This is a genomic window from Microbacterium sp. Leaf179, assembly GCF_001423785.1.
Lineage (GTDB): Bacteria > Actinomycetota > Actinomycetes > Actinomycetales > Microbacteriaceae > Microbacterium.
Window position 1 is genome coordinate 1,325,504 of record NZ_LMPH01000001.1, and the last position, 25,683, is coordinate 1,351,186.

Annotated in this window: 21 protein-coding genes; 17 read left to right on the forward strand and 4 right to left on the reverse strand. The window is 71.8% G+C overall.

All coding sequences use genetic code 11. The annotated features are described in order from the left end of the window. Positions 1–21 precede the first annotated feature (21 nt). Positions 22–660 (reverse strand): pyroglutamyl-peptidase I, encoded by a 639-nt coding sequence (gene pcp, locus ASF96_RS06075; protein WP_055936935.1) that lies wholly within the window; start codon positions 658–660, stop codon positions 22–24. Between the two features lie 169 nt (positions 661–829). Between pcp and ASF96_RS06080 the strand changes: the two genes are divergently transcribed. The 4 genes from ASF96_RS06080 to ASF96_RS06095 all read left to right on the forward strand — a co-directional run bounded on the left by ASF96_RS06080 (position 830) and on the right by ASF96_RS06095 (position 5,236). After that, positions 830–1,360 carry an RNA polymerase sigma factor gene (locus tag ASF96_RS06080; protein ID WP_055936939.1) on the forward strand — a complete coding sequence of 177 codons (531 nt, stop codon included), beginning with the start codon at positions 830–832 and terminating at the stop codon, positions 1,358–1,360. Further along, positions 1,357–2,472, forward strand: a complete 1,116-nt coding sequence (locus ASF96_RS06085) for a hypothetical protein (protein ID WP_055936942.1) — start codon at positions 1,357–1,359, stop codon at positions 2,470–2,472. Before ASF96_RS06080 ends, ASF96_RS06085 begins: the two co-directional genes overlap by 4 nt. Positions 2,473–2,517: 45 nt before the next feature. Then, positions 2,518–4,314: a proline--tRNA ligase gene (locus tag ASF96_RS06090; RefSeq protein WP_055936945.1), complete on the forward strand. Its 1,797-nt coding sequence runs from the start codon at positions 2,518–2,520 to the stop codon at positions 4,312–4,314. Positions 4,315–4,414: 100 nt separating this feature from the next. After that, positions 4,415–5,236 carry an aldo/keto reductase gene (locus ASF96_RS06095; RefSeq protein WP_055936948.1) on the forward strand — a complete coding sequence of 274 codons (822 nt, stop codon included), beginning with the start codon at positions 4,415–4,417 and terminating at the stop codon, positions 5,234–5,236. Positions 5,237–5,239: 3 nt separating this feature from the next. Here ASF96_RS06095 and ASF96_RS16795 read toward each other — a convergent pair whose 3' ends face one another. Further along, positions 5,240–6,049 carry a DUF1206 domain-containing protein gene (locus ASF96_RS16795; RefSeq protein WP_055834944.1) on the reverse strand — a complete coding sequence of 270 codons (810 nt, stop codon included), beginning with the start codon at positions 6,047–6,049 and terminating at the stop codon, positions 5,240–5,242. A 201-nt stretch (positions 6,050–6,250) separates the two neighbouring features. Here ASF96_RS16795 and ASF96_RS06105 point away from each other — a divergent pair, with 201 nt between their 5' ends. The 7 genes from ASF96_RS06105 to rbfA all read left to right on the forward strand — a co-directional run bounded on the left by ASF96_RS06105 (position 6,251) and on the right by rbfA (position 16,665). Further along, positions 6,251–8,089, forward strand: a complete 1,839-nt coding sequence (locus ASF96_RS06105; RefSeq protein WP_055936951.1) for a lipase family protein — start codon at positions 6,251–6,253, stop codon at positions 8,087–8,089. 120 nt (positions 8,090–8,209) lie between these two features. Next, positions 8,210–10,705 carry a glycogen/starch/alpha-glucan phosphorylase gene (locus tag ASF96_RS06110; protein WP_055936954.1) on the forward strand — a complete coding sequence of 832 codons (2,496 nt, stop codon included), beginning with the start codon at positions 8,210–8,212 and terminating at the stop codon, positions 10,703–10,705. 198 nt (positions 10,706–10,903) lie between these two features. Continuing rightward, positions 10,904–11,506, forward strand: a complete 603-nt coding sequence (locus ASF96_RS06115; RefSeq protein ID WP_055834953.1) for an HD domain-containing protein — start codon at positions 10,904–10,906, stop codon at positions 11,504–11,506. Between the two features lie 256 nt (positions 11,507–11,762). Then, positions 11,763–12,752 carry a transcription termination factor NusA gene (gene nusA, locus ASF96_RS06120; RefSeq protein ID WP_055834956.1) on the forward strand — a complete coding sequence of 330 codons (990 nt, stop codon included), beginning with the start codon at positions 11,763–11,765 and terminating at the stop codon, positions 12,750–12,752. 33 nt (positions 12,753–12,785) lie between these two features. Further along, positions 12,786–13,037, forward strand: coding sequence for a YlxR family protein (locus ASF96_RS16410; protein ID WP_082509308.1), 252 nt, complete (start codon positions 12,786–12,788; stop codon positions 13,035–13,037). A 93-nt stretch (positions 13,038–13,130) separates the two neighbouring features. Beyond that, on the forward strand, positions 13,131–15,941 hold the full coding sequence (gene infB / locus ASF96_RS06125; RefSeq protein WP_191915314.1) for a translation initiation factor IF-2: 2,811 nt from the start codon (positions 13,131–13,133) through the stop codon (positions 15,939–15,941). Between the two features lie 217 nt (positions 15,942–16,158). Continuing rightward, the gene (rbfA, locus tag ASF96_RS06130) at positions 16,159–16,665 is read left to right on the forward strand and encodes a 30S ribosome-binding factor RbfA (protein ID WP_055936960.1); all 507 of its coding nucleotides are present in this window, start codon (positions 16,159–16,161) and stop codon (positions 16,663–16,665) included. Between the two features lie 93 nt (positions 16,666–16,758). On the opposite strand, the gene ASF96_RS06135 is transcribed toward rbfA, so the two are convergent. Further along, complete coding sequence (locus ASF96_RS06135) at positions 16,759–17,637, reverse strand: A/G-specific adenine glycosylase (RefSeq protein ID WP_055936961.1); 879 nt, start codon at positions 17,635–17,637, stop codon at positions 16,759–16,761. 361 nt (positions 17,638–17,998) lie between these two features. On the opposite strand from ASF96_RS06135, the gene ASF96_RS06140 reads away from it, so the two are divergent. The 5 genes from ASF96_RS06140 to ASF96_RS06160 all read left to right on the forward strand — a co-directional run bounded on the left by ASF96_RS06140 (position 17,999) and on the right by ASF96_RS06160 (position 21,328). Further along, positions 17,999–18,505: a hypothetical protein gene (locus ASF96_RS06140; protein ID WP_055936966.1), complete on the forward strand. Its 507-nt coding sequence runs from the start codon at positions 17,999–18,001 to the stop codon at positions 18,503–18,505. Then, positions 18,505–19,398 (forward strand): tRNA pseudouridine(55) synthase TruB, encoded by an 894-nt coding sequence (gene truB / locus ASF96_RS06145; protein WP_055834971.1) that lies wholly within the window; start codon positions 18,505–18,507, stop codon positions 19,396–19,398. Before ASF96_RS06140 ends, truB begins: the two co-directional genes overlap by 1 nt. Then, on the forward strand, positions 19,395–19,763 hold the full coding sequence (locus tag ASF96_RS06150) for a hypothetical protein (protein WP_055936969.1): 369 nt from the start codon (positions 19,395–19,397) through the stop codon (positions 19,761–19,763). The genes truB and ASF96_RS06150 overlap by 4 nt, the downstream gene beginning before the upstream one ends. Before the next feature lie 204 nt (positions 19,764–19,967). Then, positions 19,968–20,387 (forward strand): hypothetical protein, encoded by a 420-nt coding sequence (locus ASF96_RS06155; RefSeq protein WP_055936972.1) that lies wholly within the window; start codon positions 19,968–19,970, stop codon positions 20,385–20,387. Continuing rightward, positions 20,384–21,328: a bifunctional riboflavin kinase/FAD synthetase gene (locus ASF96_RS06160; RefSeq protein WP_055834980.1), complete on the forward strand. Its 945-nt coding sequence runs from the start codon at positions 20,384–20,386 to the stop codon at positions 21,326–21,328. Before ASF96_RS06155 ends, ASF96_RS06160 begins: the two co-directional genes overlap by 4 nt. 104 nt (positions 21,329–21,432) lie before the next feature. Here the strand turns inward: ASF96_RS06160 and ASF96_RS06165 are convergent, their stop codons facing one another. After that, positions 21,433–22,800, reverse strand: a complete 1,368-nt coding sequence (locus ASF96_RS06165) for an MFS transporter (RefSeq protein WP_055936975.1) — start codon at positions 22,798–22,800, stop codon at positions 21,433–21,435. A gap of 199 nt (positions 22,801–22,999) precedes the next feature. Between ASF96_RS06165 and ASF96_RS06170 the strand changes: the two genes are divergently transcribed. Further along, positions 23,000–25,495 carry a heavy metal translocating P-type ATPase gene (locus tag ASF96_RS06170; protein WP_055936978.1) on the forward strand — a complete coding sequence of 832 codons (2,496 nt, stop codon included), beginning with the start codon at positions 23,000–23,002 and terminating at the stop codon, positions 25,493–25,495. The last annotated feature ends 188 nt before the right edge of the window (positions 25,496–25,683 follow it).

Sequence of the window (25,683 nt, forward strand, 5' to 3'; positions counted from 1 at the left end):
GCCCGGGGGCTGCGCGCGGCCTCAGTGCAGGGTGCCGGCCGACACGGCGAGATCCGTCGGCACGTCGATCGCGGCGCGCACCGCGCTCTCGAGCGCGCGCACGATGTCGGCCAGCGGGAGCGACGGGGCGCCGGCCGGGGCGTCCTCGCTCGCGTACGGGACGTGCACGAACCCGGCGCGCGCCCCCGGCGTCGATGCCGTCGCGTGCAGGGCGGCGAACATCACGTGGTTGCACACGAACGTGCCCGCCGAGTACGACACCGCGGCGGGAAGGCCGGCCTCGCCCATCGCCGCCGCCATCGCCTTGACCGGGACGGTCGCGAAGTACGCCGCGGGCGCGCCCTCGACGATCGGGCGGTCGACGGGCTGGGCGCCGTCGTTGTCGGGGATGCGGGCATCGGCCAGGTTGATGGCCACGCGCTCCGGGGTGACCTGCGTGCGACCGCCGGCGAGTCCCGTGGCGATCACCACGTCGGGTCGATGCCGGTCGATGAGGGCCCGCAGCTGCGCGTCCGCCCGGTCGAAGGTGACCGGCAGCACCTCGACGATCAGCTCTTCGGGGCCGCTCCAGCCCGCCGAGACGGCGCGCACCGCATCACCGGAGGGGTTGGTCGCGTCACCGGCGAACGGCTCGAAGCCCGTGAGAAGCACCGTGGTCATCGTTCCAGGCTACGGCGCGGGGGCTGCGTCGACGATGCCCGCGGCGCGGGCGCCGCACACCCGGCATCCGGCGCGCCCGTCGACGCCGATCGGCGACGTCGTTACCGATTCGACATCGAAAACATTCCCCGCGAGGGAACCGATGGGCGGGATGTGGACACTACAGAGTGTGGATGACGACGACGCCGGGCTCTGGTCCCGGGTATGCCGAGGCGACGAGCTCGCGCTCGCCGCGCTGTTCGATCGGCACGAAGCGCGGCTGTTCCGCCACGCCACGAGACTGCTCACGCACCGGGAGGACGCGAAGGATGCCGTGACGGTGGCGTTCTTCGAACTCTGGCGCAAACGCGCGGCGGTGCGTCTGGTCGACGGGTCTCCGCTGCCGTGGCTGCTGACGGCGGTGGCGCACTGCGCCCGCAACCTCGAGCGCTCGGGGAGGCGGTACCGCACCCTGCTCGAGCGTGTGCCCGCGGCACTGCCCGCTCCGGCGCCCGACGTCGACGACGGCGCCGTGCTGGGCGCCCTGAAACGGCTCCCCGAACGGGAGCAGGCCGTCGTCGTGCTGGCGGTGCTCGAGGGCTACGCCGAACGCGAGGTGGCCCAAGCCCTCGGCATCCCCGCGGGAACGGTCAAGTCGCGTCTCGCCCGCGCGAAGGCGAAGATGCGCGACGACCTCGCGCCGGAAGGAGCACGCGCATGAACGACGAGCTGACGCCCGATGAGCGAGCGGCGATGCGCGCACGCATCCTCGGCGGTGCGCGGGGGATCACCCCGACGGGCGCCCACCGGGGCACCTGGATCGCGGGATCGGTGGCGGCGGCTCTGATCGTCGCGATCGCCGGGGGAGTGGCGGCGACGTCGACGCTGAGCGCGCCCGAGATCGCGACCCCGCCGTCGCCGAGCGCGACCGCGCCGACGCCCCGCTTCACCGCGACGCCGACGCCCACCCTGAGCCCGACCGCTCCCTCGCCGACCCCGACCGCGCCGGCTCTGGCTTTCGGCGGCGACTGTTCGACCGTCTTCGACGACAGCACGGTCTCGGCCGTCGCGGGCGTGGAGATGCGGCTGTCGCGGGAGCCGATCGTGTGGGACGCGAGGTGGCTCGGCGGGATCTCGTGCCAGTGGCGCGCCCAGGACCCGACCGAATGGCAGGTGGTGAACCTCACCGTCCTGCCGTGGTCCGTCGTGCCGGACGAGGTCCGGTCGCGGGTCGGCGCGGCACCCGTCTGCGACGGGGGTGGACCCTGCGACTACTCGGAGCGGTTCGGCGACGCGTGGGTGGTCGTCGGTTCCGACGACGGCGCCACCGCGGTACGTGCGGTCGCGGAGGCGGGTGCGCGCGCAGCCGTGTCGCCGGGGACCGAGCGGCCCCTCTCGCCCGGCGCGTGGCGCCTCGCCGACTGCGGCGAGCAGCTCGAGGGGGCGGTGGAGGGGGCACTCGGGCGTGACGATCTCGGACCGCTCGGAACCGACAACGTGCCGCAAGGTCAGGCCTGGGAGGTTCTCACGGCCCGGGGCGCGGCATCCTGGTGCACGTTCGCCCCGGTCTCGTACGACGAGACGAATCCTCCCAGCCTGCGGGTCAGCCTCGCCGCGGGTGCGCGATCCGATCCGGGCGAGGGGGAGCAGTCGGGCGGCAGCCCCGTCGAGGTCGGCGGAGCGCAAGCAGCCTGGTGGATGCCCGCGGCAGACGGCAACGGCGGGCGCCTTCTCGCGAACGCCGCCGGAGGGGTCGTCGACGTCAGCGGCGAGAATCTGTCGCGGGAACAGCTGCGAGCCGTGACCGCGGCGATCATCTCCGCCCTCGGCTGAGCTCTCGGCATCCACCTCCCACCCGCCGCCCTAGACTCGACTCTCGTGGTGACCCGTCTGTCGAACTTCTTCCTCCGCACGCTCCGTGAAGACCCCTCCGATGCCGAGGTGGCCAGCCACCGCCTGCTCGTGCGGGCCGGCTACATCCGCCGTAACGCGCCGGGCATCTTCGCCTGGCTGCCGCTGGGCCTGAAGGTCAAGGCCAAGATCGAGGCGGTCGTGCGCGAGGAGATGGCGAACGCCGGTGCCTTCGAGGTGCACTTCCCCGCGCTCCTGCCCCGCGATCCGTACGAGCAGACCGGTCGATGGGAGGAGTACGGCGACGCGCTGTTCCGCCTTCAGGATCGCAAGGGTGCCGACTACCTGCTCGCTCCCACGCACGAAGAGATGTTCACCCTGCTGGTGAAGGACCTGTACTCCTCGTACAAGGACCTGCCGCTGACGCTCTACCAGATCCAGGACAAGTACCGTGACGAGGCGCGCCCCCGCGCCGGCCTGCTGCGCGGCCGCGAGTTCACGATGAAGGACGCGTACTCGTTCGACGCGACCGATGCGGGACTCGACGTCTCGTACCAGGCGCAGCGCGATGCCTACGAGCGCATCTTCACGCGCCTGGGCCTCGAGTACGTCATCGTCGCCGCTGACGCCGGTGCCATGGGCGGCTCGAAGTCGGAGGAGTTCCTGCACCCGACCCCCATCGGCGAAGACACCTTCGTGCGCTCCGCCGGAGGCTACGCGGCCAACGTCGAGGCGTTCACCACGGTCGTGCCCGAGTCGCTGTCGATCGAGGGCCGCCCGGATGCCGTGATCTTCGACTCCCCGAACACCCCCACCATCGCGACCCTCGTCGACCACAGCAACGCCCACCTCGACGCACCCGCCCCCGGCATCGCCGGCCCGGCGACCGACGGGGCCACCGAGTGGACCGCCGCCCACACGCTGAAGAACGTCGTGATGGCCCTCACCCACCTCGACGGCACGCGCGAGCTCGTCGTCGTGGGTCTTCCCGGCGACCGCGACGTCGACGACAAGCGCGTCGAGGTCGCCTTCGCGCCCGCCGAGGTCGAAGCCGCGACCGAAGCAGACTTCGCCAAGCACCCCCTGCTGGTCAAGGGCTACATCGGCCCCTGGTCGCCGACGGGCGCCGTGCTGGGCGAGGAATCGGCCACCGGCATCCGTTACGTCCTCGACCCGCGCGTCGTCGACGGCACCGCCTGGATCACCGGCGCCAACGTCGACCAGAAGCACGTGCACTCGCTCGTCGCCGGCCGCGACTTCGTCGGCGACGGCTTCGTCGAGGTGTCGACCGTGCGCCCCGGAGACCCCGCTCCCGACGGCTCGGGCCCCGTGGAGCTCGCGCGCGGCATGGAGATCGGTCACGTCTTCCAGCTCGGTCGCAAGTACGCCGAGGCCCTGGGCCTGAAGGTGCTCGACGAGAACGGCAAGCTCGCCACGGTCACGATGGGCTCGTACGGCATCGGCGTCACCCGCATCCTCGCGATCATCGCCGAGCTCAACAACGACGCGAAGGGCCTGATCTGGCCCGAGTCGGTCGCCCCCTTCGACGTGCACGTCGTCGCCACCGGTCGCGACTCGGCGGCGTTCGAGCTCGCCGAGTCGGTCGCCGCCCAGCTCGAGGCCGCGGGGCGCGACGTGCTCTACGACGACCGCCCCAAGGTCTCGCCCGGCGTCAAGTTCGGCGACGCCGAGCTCGTCGGCATCCCGCGCATCCTCATCGTCGGCCGCGGCGCCGCCGAGGGCAAGGTCGAGCTGTGGGACCGCCGCACGGGCGAGCGCGAGACGCTCGCGGTCGCCGACGCGGTGGCGGCGCTCACCCGCTGATCGATCCGCCGGAACGGCACCCCGCCGACGCGAAGTCGACCGGGGTGCCGTTCCGCCTTTGACCGACCCGGTAGGTGCGCGCGCCGGTAGCGTGGATGCCATGATCGCCGCCCCCCGCCTGTCGCTGTCCGACGATTCCACGATCCCGCAGCTCGGCATCGGCACCTACAAGGTGCCCGCCGACGTCACCGCCGACCTGGTCGCCGGCGCGCTCGCCGCGGGCTACCGTCACGTCGACACGGCCGCGCTCTACGGCAACGAGACCGAGGTCGGCGAGGGACTGCGCGCGTCGGGGCTCGACCGCGACGACCTGTTCGTCACGACCAAGGTGTGGAACGACGACCAGGGGTTCGATGAGACGCTGCGCGCGTTCGACGCCAGCAGCGCACGGCTGGGCCTCGACCGGGTCGACCTGTACCTGATCCACTGGCCCATCCCCAGCGCGGACCGCTACGTCGACACCTGGCGCGCCCTGCTGCGCCTGCGCGACGAGGGACGGGCCACCTCGATCGGCGTCAGCAACTTCGCCATCCCGCACCTCGAGCGGCTGCGCGATGAGACGGGCGTGCTCCCCGCGGTGAACCAGGTCGAACTGCACCCGCGCTTCCCGCAGAACGGCCTCGTCGACTGGGACTCCGCGCACGGCATCGTCACCGAGTCGTGGGCGCCGCTGGCGCGCGGCGGACTGCTCGACGAGCCCGTGCTGATGCGGATCGCCGAGCGCTACGGCAAGACTCCGGCCCAGGTCGTCGTCCGCTGGCACCTCGACCGCGGCCTGGTCGTGTTCCCCAAGTCGGTGTCACTCTCGCGTCTGCGCGAGAACGGCGACGTCTTCGACTTCACCCTCGACGCCGACGACCACGCGGCGATCGCCACGCTCGACACGGGGGAGCGCACCGGGCGCGACCCCGCGTTGGACTGACGCTCAGACGTCGAGCCGGGCGTAGCGGGCACGGAACACCGTGAACACGCCGTAGGCGACGAAGCCCAGGCCCACGAGGAACGCCAGCACCGGCCCGGTGGGAAGCGCGATCAGCGCCGACACCGCGCCGTCGAGGCCGCCCGCGGTATCGGGCTCGACGGTCACGGCGGCCACGACGAGCAGCACCCCGACGATCCCGAGCGCGACGCCCTTGGCGAGGAAGCCGACCACCCCGAGCGCGCTGAGGGCGTGGCCCGCCGGTCCGTCGGGGATGCGCACCTTGGAGTGGAACGAGCGGCGCAGTCCCATCCACACGAAGCCGATGCCGACGCTCGCGACGACGACTCCGGTGGTGCCCAGCAGCAGCCCGCCGAGGGGAAGGGTCAGCACGGCGGCGCTGGCGTCTTCGGCGGCCTGCTCGGCGCGGGGGCGCGCGCCGAGCGCGACCGAGGCCGAGAGGATCCCGATGACGACGAAGACGAGGCCCTGCGGCGCCTCGGCCGCGATCCGCGCGAGGCGGCGCCACCCCGACAGGTGACGGGGAGCGACGGCCTGCAGCAGGTGCCAGCAGCCCAGGGCGACGAGTCCGATCGCCAGAGCCCAGAGGGCCACGGCACCGAGCGGCACCGCCGCGAGGGCTCGGAATGCCCCGGTCTGGTCGGTGTCTTCGGCCGCACCGAAGCCGACGGCGAGCACGAGGGCGCCGATGAGCAGGTGCAGGATGCCGTTGGCGACGTATCCCGTGCGCGCCGCGACGCGGAAGGCGGGGTTGGCCTCGGCATCGCGAGCGGCTGCTCGGGCGGAAGACGGCACGGACGAACCGTATGCCGCGGTGCGGGAATCCGGTAATCGCGTGTGCCGTGTCCCTTGCGTCGTGTGCGGCGCCGTGCGTTCGCCTGCGCGCCCGCGTGGCCGCGCCCGTCGCGCGTCGTCTCGCGGCGTCCGCGGAGGCCCGAGCCCCGCGCCCCGCCCCTCGCCCGATTCGCGCGGTGCCGCGTTGCCTAGGATTGCCTGATGCCCGCACCCCGCCGCCCGCGCCCGCGCCGGTGGAATGCGCTCCCGGTGCTCACCCGCCACGCCCCGCCGCGCGTGCTGCTGATCGTCGGGATCGTCGTGGTCGTGCTGGGGGCGTTGATCGTGTCGCGGCCGCTCACCTCGCTGGTGCTGCTGGGCATCTACGTGGGTGCCAGTGCCGTGGTGATGGGCATCGTCGAGCTGGTCGCGCGCCCCGCCGGATGGTGGGCACGGTCGGTGGCCGCCGCCTGGATCGTCGCCGGTGTCGCTGTCCTGGTCTGGCTGGGGCGCAGCCTCGAACTGCTGCCGCCCGTGCTCGCGGTGCTGCTCGTCATCGGGGGGCTCGCGTCGGTGGGACGCGCCGTCTCGCCGGGTGAGGTCAGCGCCCGCGTGCTGTCGTTGGCCTGGGGTGTCGCCCAGATCGCCCTCGGACTGCTGTCGTTCACCTGGCCCGACGTCACGGTCCTGGTGCTTGCGGTGGTGTTCGGGGTGCGCACGATCGTGTTCGGCGTGGGGGTGTTCGCCCGCGGAGTCCGCGGCATCCGTCGTCCGCACGCGCCGCGGACGCCGTTCGACGCGCCGCGGGCCGTTCGACGTCGCCGGACGCGGCTGTGCTGGGCCGCCGCCGGCCGCTACGCCCTCTCTCTCGTGCTGGTCGCGACCGCCGCGGGCGGGTGGTGGCTGAACGACTGGCTCAACGACGGCGCGCCGGTCGTCGACGCCTTCTACGACGCCCCGGCCGAGGTGCCGAGCGGTCACGGCCGTCTCATCCGCTCCGACGCCTACCTCGGCCGCCTTCCCCAGAACGGCGACGTCACGCGCATCCTCTACACGACGAGGGATGCCGTGAGCCGGCCCGCCGTGGCGAGCGCCCTCGTGATCATGCCCAAGGACCCGCCCCCGGGACCGCGTCCCGTCATCATCTGGAACCACGGCACGACGGGGGTGGCCCAGGGGTGCGCACCGAGCCTGCGCGACGCCTCGGCGACCCGGTGGTCGATCCCGGCCCTCGAGCAGGCGCTCAAGGCCGGCTGGGTGGTCGTCGCCTCGGACTTCTCCGGCCAGGGTGCACCCGGCACCTACCCCTACCTGATCGGCCGGGGCGAGGCGCGCTCGTCGCTGGACGCGGTGCTGGCGACGGCGGAGCTGCGCACCGATGTGACGCTCTCGCCCGACACGGTGGTCTGGGGCCACTCGCAGGGCGGACACGCAGCGCTGTGGACCACCGCGATCGCCGAGGACTACGCCCCCGGGATCGACGTGCTCGGCACGGCCGTGGTCGCCCCCGTCGCCGACCCGCCCGCCCTGGCGCGCGAGCTGCTGTCGGGACCGCCGAACGCGATGCTCTCGGTGATCACCTCGTGGGTGCTGGTGCCGTACTCGCAGACCTACGCCGACGTGCACCTCGACGACTACATCGCCCAGGGCTCGCGCTCGATCGTGCTCGAGATGACCCAGCGATGCCCCACCGAGCCGGGCGTCGTCGTCTCGGTGCTGACGGCGCTCGGGGTGTCGGAGGACCGCCCGCTGTACAACGCCGACCTCACCGACGGCGCCCTCGGACGCCGACTCGCCGAAAACACCATGACCGAGCCGCTCGGCACGCCGATGCTCGTGGCCTGGGGAGCCGACGACGAGGTCATCCCGCCGAGCCTGCAGCGCGACTACGTGCAGAAGCTCTGCGCCGAGGGGCAGCCGGTGCGGTGGGCGACGTACGCGGGCTACGACCACCTGCGCCCCATCCTGCCGAAGTCGCGTTTCCTGCCGGTCCTCTACACCTGGACGAAGAACCTCATCGAAGGCAAGACGCAGGTCGTCGACGGGTGCGGTCTGCGCTGACCGCCGGCATCCGGCATCCGGCATCCGGCTCCCCGGTCGTCGTGCGGCGCGGTGGTGAAGATCATGTGTCGTTCTCGGTGAATCCTGGCAGGACGGGGTCGTTCTGATTACGGTCGGAGGGTGCCCGAGAACACACCTGAGCTCCGTCCCACCCACCCGCTCGCGATCGCGCCCGTCGTGGCGCCCGCAGCCTCGGTCGACGGCTTCACGAAACAGTTCCTGCAGAACCTGAACTTCGACCAGGGCGTGACCCTGTCGGCGTCCGACGTCAACGACCAGTACCTGGCGCTGGCGTTCACGGTGCGCGACTACCTCATGGCGCGCTGGTTCGACGATCGCGCCCAGCAGAAGAAGCTGCAGGCGAAGACCGTCTGCTACCTCTCGGCCGAGTATCTGCTGGGCCGTCAGCTCGACAACAACCTGCTCGCGGCGCGCCTCACCGACATCGCCACCGAGGCGCTCGCCCAGTGCGGCATCGACATCGACGCCGTGCGCGCGGTCGAGATCGAGCCGGGCCTCGGCAACGGCGGCCTGGGCCGTCTGGCCGCCTGCTTCATCGACTCGCTCGCGACGATGAGCGTGCCGACCATCGGGTACGGCATCCGGTACGAGTACGGCATCTTCCGTCAGGCGTTCGCCGACGGGCAGCAGATCGAGCAGCCCGACGCGTGGCTGCGCATGGGCTCGCCGTGGGACTTCCCGCACCCCGAGGCCGCACAGACCGTCTCGTTCGCCGGCACGACCGAGACGTACGACGACGACGGCGTCGAGCGCACCCGCTGGGTCCCCGAGTGGAACGTGCTCGCGGTGCCGTACAACATGATGGTCCCGGGCTATCACAACGGCCGCGTCAACACCCTGCGCCTGTGGCGTGCGGTGGCCACCAACGCCTTCGACCTGCACACCTTCAACTCGGGCGACTACGTCGAGTCGGTGCGCGCGCAGACGTTCGCCGAGAACATCTCGAAGGTGCTCTACCCCGAGGACTCCACGCCCCAGGGTAAAGAGCTGCGCCTGCAGCAGCAGTACTTCTTCGTCGCGGCCTCGATCGCCGACTTCATCGAGAACGTGCTGCCCGACGACTTCGACATCGAGGCACTGCCCGAGCGCGTCATCTTCCAGCTGAACGACACCCACCCCGTCATCGGCGTGCCCGAGCTCATGCGCGTGCTCGTCGACGAGAAGAAGCTCGACTGGGATGCCGCCTGGGCCATCACGCAGAAGTGCTTCGCCTACACCTGCCACACGCTGCTGCCCGAGGCGCTCGAGGTCTGGCCGGTCGACCTGCTCGGCCGCCTGCTGCCCCGCCACCTCGAGATCATCTACCGCATCAACGACGAGTTCCTGCTCGAGGTGCGCGAGCGCTTCGGCGACGACGAGATGCTCATCCGCAACATGTCGATCATCGGCGAGCACCCCTCCCGCTCGGTGCGCATGGCCTACCTCGCCACCGTCGCCGGTTCCAAGGTGAACGGCGTCGCCGAGCTGCACTCGCAGCTGCTGCGCGACAACGTGCTCAAGGACTTCGCCCAGATGTGGCCCGACAAGTTCACCAACGTCACGAACGGCGTGACCCCGCGCCGCTTCCTGCGCCTGGCGAACCCCGACCTGTCGGCCCTCATCACCGAGGCGCTCGGCGCGGGCTGGACGGTCGACCTCGAGCGGCTGCGGGGGCTCGAGGCCCTCGCCGACGACGGCGACTTCCGCGAGCGCTTCGCCGCGGTGAAGCTCGCCAACAAGCGGCGCCTCGGGCGGGTGCTCGAGTCCCGCGGTGACGCGCCCCTCGACGACACCCACATGCTCGACGTGATGATCAAGCGCCTGCACGAGTACAAGCGGCAGACGCTGAAGGTGCTGCACATCGTCAGCACGTACGAGGGGATCGTGTCGGGGCGCCTGCCGATCGACGAGGTGCAACCGCGCACGTTCCTCTTCGGGGCGAAGGCCGCACCCGGGTACGGCATGGCCAAGCGCATCATCCACCTCATCAACGCCGTGGGCGAGGTCGTCAGCGCCGACCCGCGCGTCGAGGGCAAGCTCCAGCTGCTGTACCCGGCGAACTACAACGTGACGTTGGCCGAGAGCATCATCCCCGCCGCCGACCTGTCGGAGCAGATCTCGCTCGCGGGCAAAGAGGCCTCGGGCACGGGCAACATGAAGCTCGCGCTCAACGGAGCGCTCACCATCGGCACCGACGACGGAGCGAACGTCGAGATCCGCCGCCTGGTCGGCGACGACAACTTCTTCCTCTTCGGCATGAGCGAGCCCGAGGTCGAGGCGCTCTGGAGCGAGGGCTACCGCCCCGCCGACCACTACCAGGGCGACGAGCGGCTGCGCAGCGCCATCGACCTCATCGCCTCGGGAGCGTTCTCGGACGGCGACCGCACGGTGTTCGAGCCGCTCGTGTCGAACCTGCTGTACGAAGACCGGTTCATGGCCCTCGCCGACTTCTCGTCGTACCTCGACGCGCAGGAGCGGGTCGACGCCGCCTACGCCGACCAGGACGGCTGGGTGCGCTCGGCGATCCTCAACGTCGCGCGCAGCGGGTACTTCTCGTCGGACCGCGCGATGCGCGACTACCTCGAGCGCATCTGGCACGCGTCGCCCGTGAGCTGAGCGGTTCCGGATGCCGCGGCCCCCTCGGTCGCGGCATCCGCGTTCCGTGACGTGTGCGCGACGCACGACCGGCGTGCCGCTCGGGGTCCCGCAGGGTGCCCCGCTCTGGCAGGATGCCTTCGGTCGCTGACCGGCGCGGGTCTGTCGGCGCCGGGCGCGCGGCGGAAGAGTGAGGGTTCACCCGACCCCGGAGGCCCCGTGCAGATCGCCGACATCCCCGTGCCCGACACCCTCGCCGCGCGCGGTGCTCTCGAACTGGCGACGCAGTACCAGTCGCCCGCGATCACCGCACACGCCCTGCGCTCCTGGCTGTGGGCCGAGGCGTTCGCGCGCGTCGACGGCATCACCGGCATCGACCACGAGCTGCTGTACGTCGCCGCCGTGCTGCACGACGTCGGCACGGTCGCCGAGTACGACAACCACACCCTCTCGTACGAGCACGCGGGCGGCCACGTCGGCATCGCCCTGACCACGGGGGCGGGGTGGGAGCCCGCGCGGCGCCAGCGCGTGCTCGAGGTGATCGTGCGGCACAACTGGCCGAGCGTCGACCCGGCGATGGATGCCGAGGGCCACCTGCTCGAGACGGCGACGGCGCTCGACATCTCGGGCGCCCGCCCCGACGCGCTGCCCGAGGACTTCCGCCGCGAGGTGCTCCGCGCCCATCCGCGGGGAACGCTCGCCGCCGAGTTCGGCGCCTGCGTGCTCGACCAGGCCGCGCGAAAGCCCGACACCGCGGCGCGCCGACTGGCGGAGGGGGGAGTGGTCGCGAAGCTGGCCGCCAACCCGCTCGAGCGCCTGTGACGCAGGCTCCCGTGCGTCGAGCTGCCCGCCACCGGCCCTCCCGTGCAGAACTCCTGAACTTCGCGACGTCGCGCGGGTCGAGGTGCCGAGATTCCGCGTGTCGGCGGGGAGGCGGCGGGCGGATCACAGCAGTCGTGCGCAGCCCGGGCGTCGGCCGAATCGCTCGCCGGGTCGCGGGGCGGGTGGCATCCCGGGTATCGTAGGGGGGTTGTCGGCGCCGGTCGCGTCGATGAGAGCTGAATAACGGAGGGCCCTTGTGGACATCGATCTCGCACTTCTGAAGACGATCGAACGCGAGAAGGAGATCCCCTTCGATGAACTCGCGCGCATCATCGAGCAGGCGATCCTGACCGCCTACGCCAAGCACATCTCGCCCACCGGCGAGATCCCCGCCGGCGCCCGCGTCGAACTCGATCGCAAGACCGGACACGTCGGCGTCTTCACGCCCGTGACCGACGACGAAGACATCGTCATCGGCGAAGAGGAGCAGTCCTCCGACGACTTCGGTCGCATCGCCGCCTTCGCCGCCAAGCAGGTCATCAGCCAGCGTCTGCGCGACATCGCCGACGACGCGGTGCTGGGGGAGTTCCGCGGCAAAGAGGGCGACATCGTCGCCGGCGTCGTGCAGCAGGGCCCGAACCCGCGCATGGTGCACGTCGACCTCGGAACGGTCGAGGCGATCCTCCCGCCCGAGGAGCAGGTTCCCGGCGAGACCTACGCGCACGGCTCGCGTCTGCGCGTCTACGTGACGAGCGTGTCCAAGGGCAACAAGGGGCCGCAGATCACCGTGTCGCGCACGCACCCGGGCCTGGTCCGCAAGCTCTTCGCCCTCGAGGTGCCCGAGATCGCGGCGGGCCTGGTCGAGATCGTGTCGCTGGCCCGCGAAGCCGGTCACCGCTCGAAGATCGCCGTCAAGGCCAACGACCCGACAGTCAACGCCAAGGGCGCCTGCATCGGTGAGCTCGGCCGCCGCGTGCGCGCCGTCACCGAAGAGCTCGCGGGCGAGAAGATCGACATCATCGACTACGACGCCGAGCTGCCGCGCTTCGTCGCGAACGCGCTGTCGCCGGCCAAGGTCACCTCGAGCTTCGTTCTGGATGCCACCACCAAGGCCGTCCGCGCGCTCGTGCCCGACTACCAGCTGTCGCTCGCGATCGGCAAAGAGGGGCAGAACGCGCGTCTGGCCGCCAAGCTGACCGGCGCGAAGATCGACATCCAGCCCGACAGCATCCTCGAAGACAACTGAGCGTCCGTCGCTGCGGCGACGGCGAGGTGTACGATGGAACCAGTACGAACGTGCGTCGGATGCCGCGCACGCGCCCCCCGATCCTCGCTTCTGCGTGTGGTCGCCGACGGATCTCAGCTCGTCCCCGACGAGCGGGCGGTCCTGCCGGGCCGGGGTGCGTGGGTGCACGAGACGGACGCGTGCGTGAGAAAAGCTCTCGCGCGTCGCGCCTTCGTACGAGCATTGCGTGTGTCAAGCCCGCTTGACACGCAGACCTTCGAATCACACCACCAGCGAAAAGGCTGAACGGCTATGGACACGAAGTGAACGGCTCGAAATGAGACCCGTCCGCAAGTAACGGTCTGCCCTGTCCGGGGTAGGCCCTCAGACAGGAGAATTGTGGCAAAACCACGCGTGCACGAGATCGCTTCCGAGCTCGGCGTCGACAGCAAGGTCGCGCTTGCGAAGCTGAAGGAGCTCGGCGAGTTCGTCAAGAGCCCCTCATCCACCATCGAGCCCCCCGTGGCTCGTAAGCTCCGCGCCGCCCTCGCGGCCGAGAGCTCCTCCGGATCCTCGGATGCCAAGCCCGCCGCCGCTGCGGCGCGCCCCGGCGCCCGTCCCGGCCCCGCTCGTCCGGCAGCGACCCCGGGCGCCCGCCCGTCGGGTCCAACCCCGGGCCCCGCCAAGCCCGCAGCCCCCGCCGCCCCGGCTCCGGCCGAGGCCGCTCCCGCGGCAGCGACCCCCGCGGCATCCGCTCCTGAGGCCTCCGCCCCGGCTGCGGCGACCCCCGCTCCCGCAGCTCCCGCGTCCGGTGACGCCGAGGCGTCGTCGTCGGCGACCCCCGGTGCCCCCAAGCCCGGCCCGAGCTCGCCCCCGCGTCCGGGTGGCGCGCGTCCGGGCAACAACCCGTTCGCGTCGGCCCAGGGCATGGGCCAGCGTCCCGCCGGTCCCCGTCCGGGCAACAACCCGTTCGCGTCGGCGCAGGGCATGGGCCAACGCCCGACGCCCGGCAACATCCCGCGCCCGCAGGCTCCGCGTCCCGGTGCCCCGCGTCCCGGCGCTCCCCGTCCCGGCGGTGCCGGTCGTCCCGGCGGTGCCGGTCGTCCGGGCGCCCCGTTCCAGCAGCGTCCCGGCGGCCCCGGTCGTCCCGGCGGTGCCGGTGGCGGCTTCCAGCGGCCCGGTGGCGCACCCGGTGCGGGCGGCGGCGGTTTCGCCGGTCGTCCCGGCGGTGGTGGCGGTCGTGGCCGTGGTCCCGGCGGTGGTACCGCAGGTGCCTTCGGTAAGGGCGGCGGCAAGTCGAAGCAGCGTAAGTCGCGTCGGGCGAAGCGGCAGGAATTCGAGATGCGGTCGGCGCCGGTCGTCGGCGGCGTCAACGTCTCGAAGGGTAACGGCGAGATCATCCGCCTCCGTCGCGGCGCATCGATCTCCGACTTCGCGGACAAGCTCGAGGCCCTGCGCGGCTACAACGTGCAGCCCGGCACGCTCGTGACCATCCTGTTCAACCTGGGCGAGATGGCCACCGCGACTGAGTCGCTCGACGAGGCCACCTTCGAGGTGCTCGGCGCCGAGCTCGGCTACAAGATCCAGATGGTCTCGCCCGAGGACGAGGACAAAGAGCTCCTCGAGGGCTTCGGTCTCGACCTCGACGGCGAACTCGAAGCCGAGAGCGAGGACGATCTCGAGATCCGTCCTCCCGTGGTCACCGTCATGGGCCACGTCGACCACGGTAAGACGCGACTGCTCGACGCCATCCGCCAGACCAACGTCGTGGCGGGCGAGGCCGGCGGCATCACGCAGCACATCGGTGCGTACCAGATCTGGACCGAGCACGACGGCATCGAGCGCGCGATCACCTTCATCGACACCCCGGGTCACGAGGCGTTCACCGCCATGCGTGCCCGCGGTGCGCAGGTGACCGACATCGCGATCCTCGTGGTCGCGGCCGACGACGGCATCATGCCCCAGACGGTCGAGGCGTTGAACCACGCCCAGGCGGCCAACGTGCCGATCGTGGTCGCGGTCAACAAGGTCGACAAGCCCGACGCCAACCCGGCCAAGGTGCGCCAGCAGCTCACCGAGTACGGTCTGGTCGCCGAGGAGTACGGCGGAGACGTCATGTTCGTCGACGTGTCGGCTCGCGAGAACCTCAACATCCAGGCTCTGCTGGATGCCGTGCTGCTCACCGCCGACGCGGGTCTGGACCTCACGGCCAACCCGAACAAGGCGGCCCGCGGTGTCGCGATCGAAGCGAGGCTCGACAAGGGCCGCGGCTCGATCGCCACGGTGCTCATCCAGTCGGGAACTCTGCGCGTCGGAGACGCGATCGTCGCCGGAACGGCTTACGGCCGCGTCCGCGCGATGATGGACGAGAACGGCGACGCGGTCGACGAGGCCTACCCCTCGCGCCCCGTCTCGGTGCAGGGCCTCAACTCGGTTCCCCGCGCCGGCGACGTCTTCATCGTCACCGAAGAAGACCGCACCGCGCGTCAGATCGCCGAGAAGCGTGAAGCCGCCGAGCGCAACGCCCAGCTGGCCAAGGCCCGCAAGCGCATCTCGCTCGAGGACTTCACCCGTGCTCTCGAAGAGGGCAAGGTCGAGTCGCTCAACCTCATCATCAAGGGTGACGTGTCGGGTGCCGTCGAGGCGCTCGAGGAATCGCTGCTCAAGATCGAGGTCGACGACAGCGTCCAGCTACGCATCATCCACCGCGGTGTGGGTGCGATCACCGAGTCGGACATCAACCTGGCCACGATCGACAACGCGATCGTGATCGGCTTCAACGTCCGTCCCGACACGAAGGCCCGCGAGCGTGCCGCCCGCGAGGGTGTCGACGTGCGGTTCTACTCGGTCATCTACAACGCGATCGACGATGTCGAGCAGTCGCTCAAGGGCCTGCTCAAGCCGGAGTTCGAAGAAGTGCAGTCGGGTGTCGCCGAGATCCGCGAGGTGTTCCGCTCCTCGAAGTTCGGCAACATCGCCGGTGTCATCGTGCGATCGGGAACGATCACGCGAAACGCCAAGGCTCGTGTCATCCGCGACGGTGTCGTGCTGGCCGATGGCCTGGCCATCGAGTCGCTGCGTCGCTTCAAGGACGACGTCACCGAGGTGCGTACGGACTTCGAGGCCGGTATCGGTCTCGGCAAGTTCAACGACATCCAGATCGGTGATGAGATCGAAACGACGGAACTCATCGAGAAGCCGCGAGGCTGATCCACGGGGCGGGGGTCGCGCTGTTCGGCGCGGCTCCCGCTTCGGCCTGCGGGGGTGTGCATTCCCCCGAGCAGAGCGGGGCCCCTACCCCGATGCTCGGGAGAATGCACACCCCCTCCGGCCTACGCTGGGTGCAGCGGCGAACGGCGCCACCTCACCCGGCGGATGAGCCACGGGGCGCTCGACTCGCGGCGGTAGTGAAACAAAGGAGAAGGCAGTGGCAGGAGAGCGACAGGCACGAGTGGCGGACCGGATCCGCGTGGTGCTCGCCGAACGTCTCGAGAAGGGGCTGCGCGACCCGCGGCTCGGTTTCGTGACGATCACCGACGTACGCGTCACGGGCGACCTGCAGCACGCGTCGGTGTTCTACACCGTCATGGGCGACGAAGCGCACCGCAACGACACCGCAGCGGCATTGAAGTCGGCGACCGGACTGCTGCGCAGCGAGGTGGGAAAGAACCTCAACACGCGCCTCACCCCGTCGCTGGAGTTCATCCTCGACGCCATTCCCGAGAACGCCGACCACATCTCGGCGCTGCTGCGCGAAGCGCGCGAGCGCGACCAGTCGGTCGCGGGTCTCGCCGCCGCGGCCACGTACGCCGGCGACGCCGACCCGTACGTCAAGCCGCGCGAAGACGACGCCGACGACGACGACGAGCTCGACGAAAGTGACGCGGACGACGACGACGCCGCCACCGACGACGAAGACGCCCCGCGGGCCTGAGCCCGCGCGACGACACGGCCGGATGCCCGCCCCTCGGGGCCGGTGTCCGGCCGTTTCTCGTATCGCGGGCGTGCCGGAGCTCCCGGGCGGGACTCAGGATGCCGGGTGGCCCGGCAGGTGCAGGAGGCCGTCCGATGCCTCGGCGAGGCCGTCGGCGATGAGGGAGTCGATCGCGCGGTCGCGCTGAACGGCGTCGGGCCAGTCGGGGACGACGGCGAACAAGGCGACGGGCGCGGGGGCGGCCTCGCGCAGCACCCTCAGCACGGCGCCGCGCGCCTGGCGGTCGCTGCCCTCGTACTTCGCCTGACGTCGGCGGCGGTCCTCCGACTCGGGGTATCCGGCCGCGCGCCAGGCGCACTGCGCCGCCAGCGGGCAGACCTCGCATCTCGGCGACCGAGCCGTGCACACGATCGCGCCCAGCTCCATCGCCGCCGCGTTGACGATGGCCGACTCGACGATGTCGTCGGGCAGCTCGGCATCCATCCGCGCCAGGTCGGCCTTGTTCGGGGATCCCGGCTGCGCGCGCCCCTCGACGGCTCGGGCGAGGACGCGCCGCGTGTTCGTGTCGACGACCGGATGCCGATCCCCGTACGCGAAGACCGCGACCGCGCGCGCCGTGTAGTCACCGATACCGGTGAGGGCCAGCAACGCGTCGACGTCGCGCGGAACCACACCGTCATGACGATCGTGGATCTCGACCGCCGCGCGGTGCAGCCACAGGGCCCGCCGCGGGTAGCCGAGATTGGCCCACTGCGTCACGGCGTCGGCCGGGGGAGCAGCGGCCAGGTCCGAGGGCGTCGGCCATCGGGTGAGCCAGGCGTCGAGGTGCGGGATCACCCGAGCGACCGGGGTCTGCTGCAGCATGAACTCGCTGACGAGCGTGCCCCACGCGCCGAACCCCTCGCGGCGCCACGGAAGATCGCGCGCCGCGTCGCGGTACCACTCGATGAGCGGGGCAGCGAGTCCTGGCATCCGTCCAGCCTACGAGCGCCCGCAGCGTGATTCGCCACGCATAAACGCTATCGCTGCGCAGAAACACGGTGAGAGCGCGTTTATGCGCACGGATCGCGTTTATGCGTGGGTGGGGGCGCCGGCCGGCGGGATGCGCCGGGCACGTGCACGCCGCGGGCGTGGCGGGCCGTCGGCCGGGTCGGCGTCGTCGGCACGCATGAACACTGTTGGTGCGCATAAACACCGTTCGTGCGCAGAAACACGGTGAGAGCGCGTTTATGCGCACGGATCGCGTTTATGCGCGGGAGCGGCGGGGCGTCCTGCGGACACCGGTTTCCGCGGATGGGGGAGGGCTGCGCGGCGGCGAAAGTAGGCTGGGAACATGTCGTCGCCCGATACCACCGCCCGTGATCTTCAGCGGAGTCTGCGCGACCTGATGCGGCAGAACAACCGCGCGGGGCGCGTCGTCGTCGCCGTCGACGGGCTCGACGCCGAGGCGGCGGGCGCCTTCGCCGATGCGTTCGCGGCCGCTGTCGACGAGGAGGGCACGGCGGTCTTCCGAGCGGCCCTCGCCGACGGGGCGCCGCGCGCCCGTGAGCGCCTGATCGCGCCCTTCCGAGCGGGCGAGTCGTTCGGGCCGGGCGAGGTCGCCCCCGCCGACGCGGTGCTCGTCGTCTCCGGACGCTTCCTCCATGCCTCCGAGGTGCGCGGACTCTGGAACTTCTCGATCTGGCTCGAGAGCAACCCGCCCATCGGCACGCCCCGTCCGGAACTGCCCGAGGCCGAGAAGCACTACCTCCGCACGGCGCGACCGAAGGCTGCGGCATCCGTCATCGTCGAGAACTCCGACCCCGCCCACCCCTTGCAGGTCTTCGGAGACTTCTGCTGATGGTGCGCCCCGGAATCCTCCTGGTCGACAAACCGGGAGGCATCACCAGCCATGACGTCGTGTCGCGGGCGCGCAAGGCGCTCGGCACCCGCAAGATCGGGCACGCCGGCACCCTCGACCCGATGGCGACCGGCCTTCTCGTGCTGGGCGTCGAAGGGGCGACGCGCCTGCTGACCTACATCGTGGGCGTCGACAAGACCTATGAGGCCACCATCCTGCTGGGTGTCGCCACCGACAGCGACGACGCCGACGGGATCGAGACGGCCCGAGCGGATGCCACGGCCCTGGCCGCCGTGACCGACGCGGCCATCGCCGCGGGCATCGCCGACCTGACCGGCGAGATCGAGCAGGTACCGAGCACGGTGTCGGCCATCAAGGTGGACGGGCGCCGCGCCTACGACCTGGCCCGCGCGGGGGAAGAGGTCGTGCTGAAGGCCCGGCGCGTGACGGTGTCGCGCTTCGCCGTTCGAGAGACCCGCCGGGGTGAGGCGACGATCGAGCTCGACGTCGTCGTCGACTGCTCCAGCGGGACCTACATCCGCGCCCTCGCCCGCGACCTGGGTGCGGCCCTCGGGGTGGGCGGGCACCTGACGATGCTGCGCCGCACGCGGATCGGCTCCTTCGACGTCGCCGTCGCGGCGCCCGTCGACGACATCGCCGAGAACGAGCTCGTGCCCCCCGCGACCGCCGCGGCCGTCGTGATGGGGGCGTTGGCCGTGGGCGCCGACGAGGCCCGCGACCTGCGACACGGCAAGCGCATCGACGGCGGCGGGCGCCTCACCGGAGCCGTGGCCGCGGCCATCGACCCCGACGGAGAGCTGATCGGCGTCGTCGAGAAGCGCGGCGCGCAGCTGAAGAGCGTCATGAACATGCCGACGGAGGCCGCCCGATGATCCTGTGGTTCACCCTCGCGCAGGTCGGCATCGCCGTGCTCGCCGGTCTCGTCGCCGTCGTGGCGGGGCTCGCCGGTCGCCGCCCGGGCGACGTCACGGTCGGCTCCCTCGCCCTCATCGAGCTGCTGCTCATCGTGCAGATCGTCGTCGCGATCATCGCGCCGTTCGCGGGAAACCCGCCGTCGGGCAGTCTGCTCGAGTTCTGGACCTACCTCGTGTCGGCGGCTCTCGTCCCCGTGGCCGGCGCCGCGTGGGCGCTCATCGAGCGCAGCCGCTGGAGCACCGTGATCATGGGCGTCGCCGCCCTCGCCGTCGCGGTCATGGTGTGGCGCATGTACGTCATCTGGGCGGTGCAGATCGCCTGATCGTCTCCGCCGACGATCCGGCCGAGCCACCACGCGCACGAGGCATCGCGCCATCAGGGTGCCCCACGGGCTCGGCGACCTCGCGGGGAGCGTATCCACGCCGGCGGCGGGGCCGTGCGGCGCGACGCCCTGGACGGGCTCGAGCAGGCCGCGGCGGGGGAGCGCCGCTCGGCGACGGCGTGAGCGAACTAGAATCGTGGGGTCATGGCATCCACCACTCCCACCCGCTCCCGGGGGATGACCGGCATCGGCCGTGTCCTCGTCGTCGTCTACGGCATCATGGCGCTCGCCGCCACGGGCCGATCGTTCGTGCAGATCGTGCGCGAGTTCGACGACGCCCCGCTGGCGTACTCGCTGTCGGCGCTCGCCGCGGTCGTGTACATCCTCGCCACCCTCGCCCTCATCTTCTCGGCGCGGCCCGCCTGGTACCGCGTCGCCTGGATCGCGATCGGCTTCGAACTCGTCGGCGTGCTCGTCGTCGGGACGCTCAGCCTCGTGCTGCCGGCGCTGTTCCAGCACCCGACGGTGTGGTCGGTGTACGGCTACGGCTACCTCTTCATCCCGCTCGTCCTGCCCTTCCTCGGCCTGTGGTGGCTCACGCGCCACCGCCGGATGGCACCGTGATCGTCTTCCGCGATCCGGCGGAGGTGCCGGCGGGGTTCGGCCCCTCGGTCGTCGCGATAGGCAAGTTCGACGGCGTGCACACCGGGCACCGGGCCGTCATCGATCGCGCGCGGGTCGATGCCTCCGACGGTGCCCGCGTCGTCGCCGTCACCTTCGACCGCAACCCGCTCCGCGTGCTGCGGCCCGATCTGTGCCCGACCGACGTGATCGGTCCGCACCAGAAGCTCGAGCTGCTCGAGCGCGCCGGGGTGGACGCGACCCTGCTGCTGACCTTCGACGAGGCGCTCGCGGCCCTTCCCGCCGAGGAGTTCGTCCGCCGCATCATCGTGGACGCCCTGCAAGCGCGGACGGTGCTGGTCGGCAGCGACTTCCGCTTCGGTGCCGGGGGAGCGGGCGACCCCGCGCTGCTCACGCGCCTGGGCGCCCAGCACGGCTTCCGCGTCGACGTCGTGGACGACGTGCGCGCGGTGCACGCCGACCGACGGGTGTCGTCGACCTGGATCCGCGAGGCACTGTCGGCCGGAGACGTGACCACCGCGGCTCGACTGCTCGGCCGTGCGCCGTCGGTCTGGGGCGAGGTCGTGCACGGCCTGAAGCGCGGGCGCGAGCTGGGGTATCCGACGGCCAACCTGTCGAGCGACCTCGAGGGCTTCGTGCCCGCCGACGGCGTCTACGCCGGATGGCTCGTCGATGTCGAGGGCGGCCGGCGCATCAGCTACCCCGCCGCGATCAGCGTCGGCACCAACCCGACGTTCGACGACGTGCACTCCCGCCAGGTCGAGGCGTACGTGCTCGACGAAACCGACCTCGACCTCTACGGACACCACGTCGAGGTGCGGTTCGTCGAGCGGGTGCGCGAGATGACGGCGTTCGACGGCATCGACGCGCTGCTCGTGCAGATGGCCGACGACGTGGAACGGACGCGCGCGATCCTCGCGTGAGGCGGGCGGGGTCGGGCCGGCGCGCTGCGGGTGGGGGCGTCGGATGTGGCACCGGGGTGCGGGGCATGGCCGCGCGGTCACCCACGGCCGAGCGGATCCGGCCGTCAGTCCTGCCGCGACAGGTGATTTCGGATGCCGAGGAACGCGGCCGTGGCGCCCAGCACCATCAGCGCGGCGGTGAAGAGGGCCGCCCGGTGGAAGCCGCCGAGATCGAGCGCGCCGCCCACCACCGCCGACACGCCCGCGATGGCGAGGAGACCGGCGACGCGGGAGACCGCGTTGTTGACCGCCGAGGCGATGCCCGAGCGCTCGGTGTCGATCGCGCCGAGCACGGCGGCGGTGAGGGGCGAGATCGTGGCGGTCAGGCCCAGGCCGAACACGACGATGCCGGGCAGCACCTGCGTCCAGTAGTCGAAGTCCTCGCCCACGGTGAGCAGCAGCAGCGAGCCGGCGGCCATCGCGAGCGGGCCCAGGGTCATGAACAGGCGCGGTCCGAAGCGTCCGGCGAGGGCGCCCATCCGGGAACTCAGCGCGATCATGAGCAGCGTGCTCGGCAGCGACGCGAGACCCGCGAGCGTGGCGGGCAGGCCCGCGCCCTGCTGCAGGTAGACGCTCACGACGAAGCCGTTCAGCGACAGGGCCGCGTACACGAACGCGGTGGCGAGGTTGCCGGCCCAGAAGTTGCGGGCGCGGAACAGATCGAGCGGCATCATCGGATCGCGCGCCACGCGCTGACGCACGAGGAAGCCGACGAAGGCTGCGGCGCCGATCACCCCCGGCATCCAGATCACCGGTGAGGTCCACCCGAGGTTCGGCTGCTCGATGAGGGCGAAGACGACCCCGCCGAGACCCGTTGCGCAGAGCACCGCGCCGAGGATGTCGACCCGGGCGCCGGGGCGACGATGGTCCCGTCGGCCCAGACGGGTGAGCAGCCACATCGTCACCGCGATCGGCAGCACGTTGACGAGGAACACCAGGCGCCACGACAGGGTGTCGACGAAGACGCCGCCGATCAGGGGACCCGCGATCATGGCGACGGTGGTGGCCCCGGTCCAGATGCCGATCGCGCGGGACTGCGCGGGGCCGCGGAAGGTCGACGTGATGAGGGCGAGAGAGCTCGGCACGAGCAGGGCCCCCGCCACGCCCTGCAGCGCCCGCGCCACGATGAGGAACTCCGCCGTCGGGGCCGAGGCGATCGCCACCGACGTGATGCCGAAGCCGATCAGGCCGACGCGGAGCACGACGACGCGGCCGAAGACGTCGCTGAGCGAACCGGCGACGAGGATGAACGCACCGAGGGTCACCAGGTACGCGTCGACCACCCACTGCTGGGTCGACAAGCCCCCGCCCAGCTCACCGGCGATCGCGGGGAGGGCGACGTTGACGACCGTTCCGTCGAGGAACGACACGAACGAGGCCAGGACCGCGATCGCGAGAACGGTGCGCTGCTCGCGTGTCATCGGCTCGGCCATGGCTCCAGCGTAGGGTCGCGCGGCGGGGGCGGGTCCGGTTCGGCCGCGGGACGGGCGGCCGCGGGAGGGAGCTTCGAGCAGCGGAGCCGGCGCGCGGTGGGGCGCGGGGTGCGCGGCGGACTGCTGCATCGTGTCCGGGCGACCCCCCGGAATACCCCCAGGGGGTATCGTGTTGTCCCGGGGGACACGAGGAGGAGCCATGCGCGAGAACACGGATGCCACCGCACCCACCGCCGAGGCGGTGCTCGACATCGAGGGCATGACGTGCGCAAGCTGCGTCGCACGCGTCGAGAAGCGCCTGCACCGCGTCGACGGCGTCGAGGCGGCGGTGAACCTCGCGACCGAGACCGCGCGCGTGCGCTACCCGGCCGAGCTCGACCCCGCCGCGCTGGTCGACGCCGTGCGGGCGGCCGGGTACGACGCCCGGGTGCGCACGCGCGGCGCGACGGCAGCGCCCGCCCCCGTCGCGGCGGTCGCCGTGCCCGCCCCGGGGGGAGAGATCGACGCCGTCACCGGTCGTGACATCGTCGCGCCGCACGGCCGCGCGGTGTCGACCCCGGTCGAGGTCGAGACCGCCCGCGACGACGCCGCCGCCGGATCCGACGCTGGCACGCACGACCACGCCGGCCCCGACGCCCACGGCGACCACGATCATGCTCCCGGCGCCCCCGGCGACCACGATCACGCGCACGCTCCCGGCGCCCCCGGCGCTCACGCCCACGACCACGCCGACGCCCCCGGAACCACGCCCCTGCGCGTGCGCCTCTGGGTCTCGCTCGGCCTGGCGGTTCCGGTCGTCGCGCTCGGAATGGTGCCCGCGTGGCAGTTCCCCGCCTGGCAGTGGGTCTCGCTCGTGCTCGCCACCCCGATCGTGCTCTGGGGCGGGTGGCCCTTCCACCGCGCGACCCTGCGCAACGCGCGCCACGGCGCGGCGACGATGGACACGCTCATCACCCTGGGCACGTTCGCGGCCTACCTGTGGAGCGTGTGGGCGCTCGTGTTCGGGACGGCCGGGCGCATCGGCATCCGGCACGAGGTGATGCTGTTCGGTCCCGTGCACGACTCCACCTCGGTCGTCTACTTCGAAGTCGCCGCCGCCGTGACGGTGTTCCTGCTGCTGGGTCGCGTGATCGAGCAGCGATCGACGCGTCGCGCCGGCGCGGCGCTCCGCGCTCTGCTCGACCTGGGTGCGCGCGAGGCCGAGCTGGCCGACGGTCGCCGCATCGACGTCGACGCTCTCGCCGTGGGCGACGAGTTCGTCGTACGCCCGGGCGCCACCGTCGCCACCGACGGCGAGGTGCTCGAGGGGCGCGCCTCGGTCGACGAGAGCATGCTGACCGGCGAGTCGGTTCCCGTCGAGGTCGGGCCCGGGTCGCGGGTCACCGGCGGCACGATCGCGGCGGGCGGTCGCCTGGTCGTCCGCGCGACGGGTGTCGGCGAGCAGACGCGCCTCGCCCGCATCGCGCGCCTCGTCGAAGACGCCCAGCTCGGCAAGAGCCGCGTGCAGCGCCTCGCCGACCGCATCTCGGGCGTCTTCGTGCCCGTCGTCATCGTGCTCGCGGTGCTCACCCTCGTGGCATGGCTCGTCGCCGGTCAGCCGGTCGCCGCCGGGTTCACCGCGGCCGTGGCCGTGCTCATCATCGCCTGCCCGTGCGCGCTGGGTCTGGCGACCCCGATCGCCATCCTCGTCGGCACGGGGAGGGGCGCGCAGCTCGGCATCCTGGTCACGGGTCCGGCGGCACTGGAATCGGCCGAGCGCATCGACACGATCGTTCTCGACAAGACCGGCACCCTGACCTCGGGCCGCATGAGCGTCACGACCGTCACGGTCGTCGACGGAGGGGATGCCGCCGACGCCCTGCGGCGCATCGCGGCGGTCGAGCGCGGGTCGGAGCACCCCGTCGCCCACGCGATCGTGGCGGCCGCCGGTGACGGACCCGTCGCCGGCGACCTCGAGGCGCTCCCCGGTCGGGGGATCGTCGGCGTCGTCGACGGGGTGCGCGTGTTCGCCGGGCGTCCCGCGCTGGCCGCCGACCTCGGCGCCGCGCTGCCGCCGGCGCTCGCCGCGGCGGTCGAGGCGGGCGAGCAGCGCGGAACGGTGATCGTGGCCGGATGGCCCGACGATCTGGGCGTCGTGCACGCCCGCGCCGTGATCGAGGTCGCCGACGCCGTGCGCCCCGAGAGCGCCGAGGCCGTCGCCGAGTTGCGCCGGATGGGTCTGGAACCGGTGCTGCTCACCGGCGACAACCCGCACATCGCGCGCGCGGTCGCCGCGGAGCTCGGCATCGAACGCGTCCGCGCCGGGGTGCTTCCCGAGGGCAAGGTCGCCGAGATCGCGGCGCTGAAGGCCGAGGGACGCACCGTCGCCATGGTCGGTGACGGGGTCAACGACGCCGCCGCCCTGGCATCCGCCGATCTGGGGATCGCGATGGGCGGGGGAACGGATGCCGCGCTGCACGCCAGCGACGTCGCCCTCATGCGCGATGACCCGCGCGGGATCGTCACCGCCGTCGCGCTCAGCCGTCGCACGATGCGCGTGATCCGCGGCAACCTGTTCTGGGCGTTCGCGTACAACGTCGCCGCTCTGCCGCTCGCCGCACTCGGACTGTTGAACCCCATGCTCGCCGGGGCGGCCATGGCCTTCTCGAGCGTCTTCGTGGTGCTCAACAGCCTGCGTCTGCGCCGCGCGTCCTGACCCGAGGCCGTTCGCGGGAGGTGCCAGTATCTGTCGCTTCAGTGGGCTCGGAAGCGACGAATATCGGCACCTCACGCGAGGAGGGGGTCGGGACCGCTAGAATATCGATGACCTCGTCATCCGCTTTCTCGCGAGCCGTTCCGGCGTAGACGCGTTGCGGGTCGCCGACACCGCCTCTTCGGCGGCGG

What these genes read in the sequence shown, in the direction of transcription:
- ASF96_RS06105 (WP_055936951.1), top strand. Translation starts at nt 6,251, where the DNA reads ATGCCCGCACCCCGCCGCCCGCGCCCGCGCCGGTGGAATGCGCTCCCG.
- ASF96_RS06095 (WP_055936948.1), top strand. Translation starts at nt 4,415, where the DNA reads ATGATCGCCGCCCCCCGCCTGTCGCTGTCCGACGATTCCACGATCCCG.
- truB (WP_055834971.1), top strand. Translation starts at nt 18,505, where the DNA reads ATGGTGCGCCCCGGAATCCTCCTGGTCGACAAACCGGGAGGCATCACC.
- pcp (WP_055936935.1), bottom strand. Translation starts at nt 660, where the DNA reads ATGACCACGGTGCTTCTCACGGGCTTCGAGCCGTTCGCCGGTGACGCG.
- ASF96_RS06085 (WP_055936942.1), top strand. Translation starts at nt 1,357, where the DNA reads ATGAACGACGAGCTGACGCCCGATGAGCGAGCGGCGATGCGCGCACGC.
- ASF96_RS06155 (WP_055936972.1), top strand. Translation starts at nt 19,968, where the DNA reads ATGGCATCCACCACTCCCACCCGCTCCCGGGGGATGACCGGCATCGGC.
- ASF96_RS06165 (WP_055936975.1), bottom strand. Translation starts at nt 22,800, where the DNA reads ATGGCCGAGCCGATGACACGCGAGCAGCGCACCGTTCTCGCGATCGCG.
- ASF96_RS06170 (WP_055936978.1), top strand. Translation starts at nt 23,000, where the DNA reads ATGCGCGAGAACACGGATGCCACCGCACCCACCGCCGAGGCGGTGCTC.
- ASF96_RS06150 (WP_055936969.1), top strand. Translation starts at nt 19,395, where the DNA reads ATGATCCTGTGGTTCACCCTCGCGCAGGTCGGCATCGCCGTGCTCGCC.
- ASF96_RS06135 (WP_055936961.1), bottom strand. Translation starts at nt 17,637, where the DNA reads ATGCCAGGACTCGCTGCCCCGCTCATCGAGTGGTACCGCGACGCGGCG.
- ASF96_RS16410 (WP_082509308.1), top strand. Translation starts at nt 12,786, where the DNA reads ATGGAACCAGTACGAACGTGCGTCGGATGCCGCGCACGCGCCCCCCGA.
- ASF96_RS06140 (WP_055936966.1), top strand. Translation starts at nt 17,999, where the DNA reads ATGTCGTCGCCCGATACCACCGCCCGTGATCTTCAGCGGAGTCTGCGC.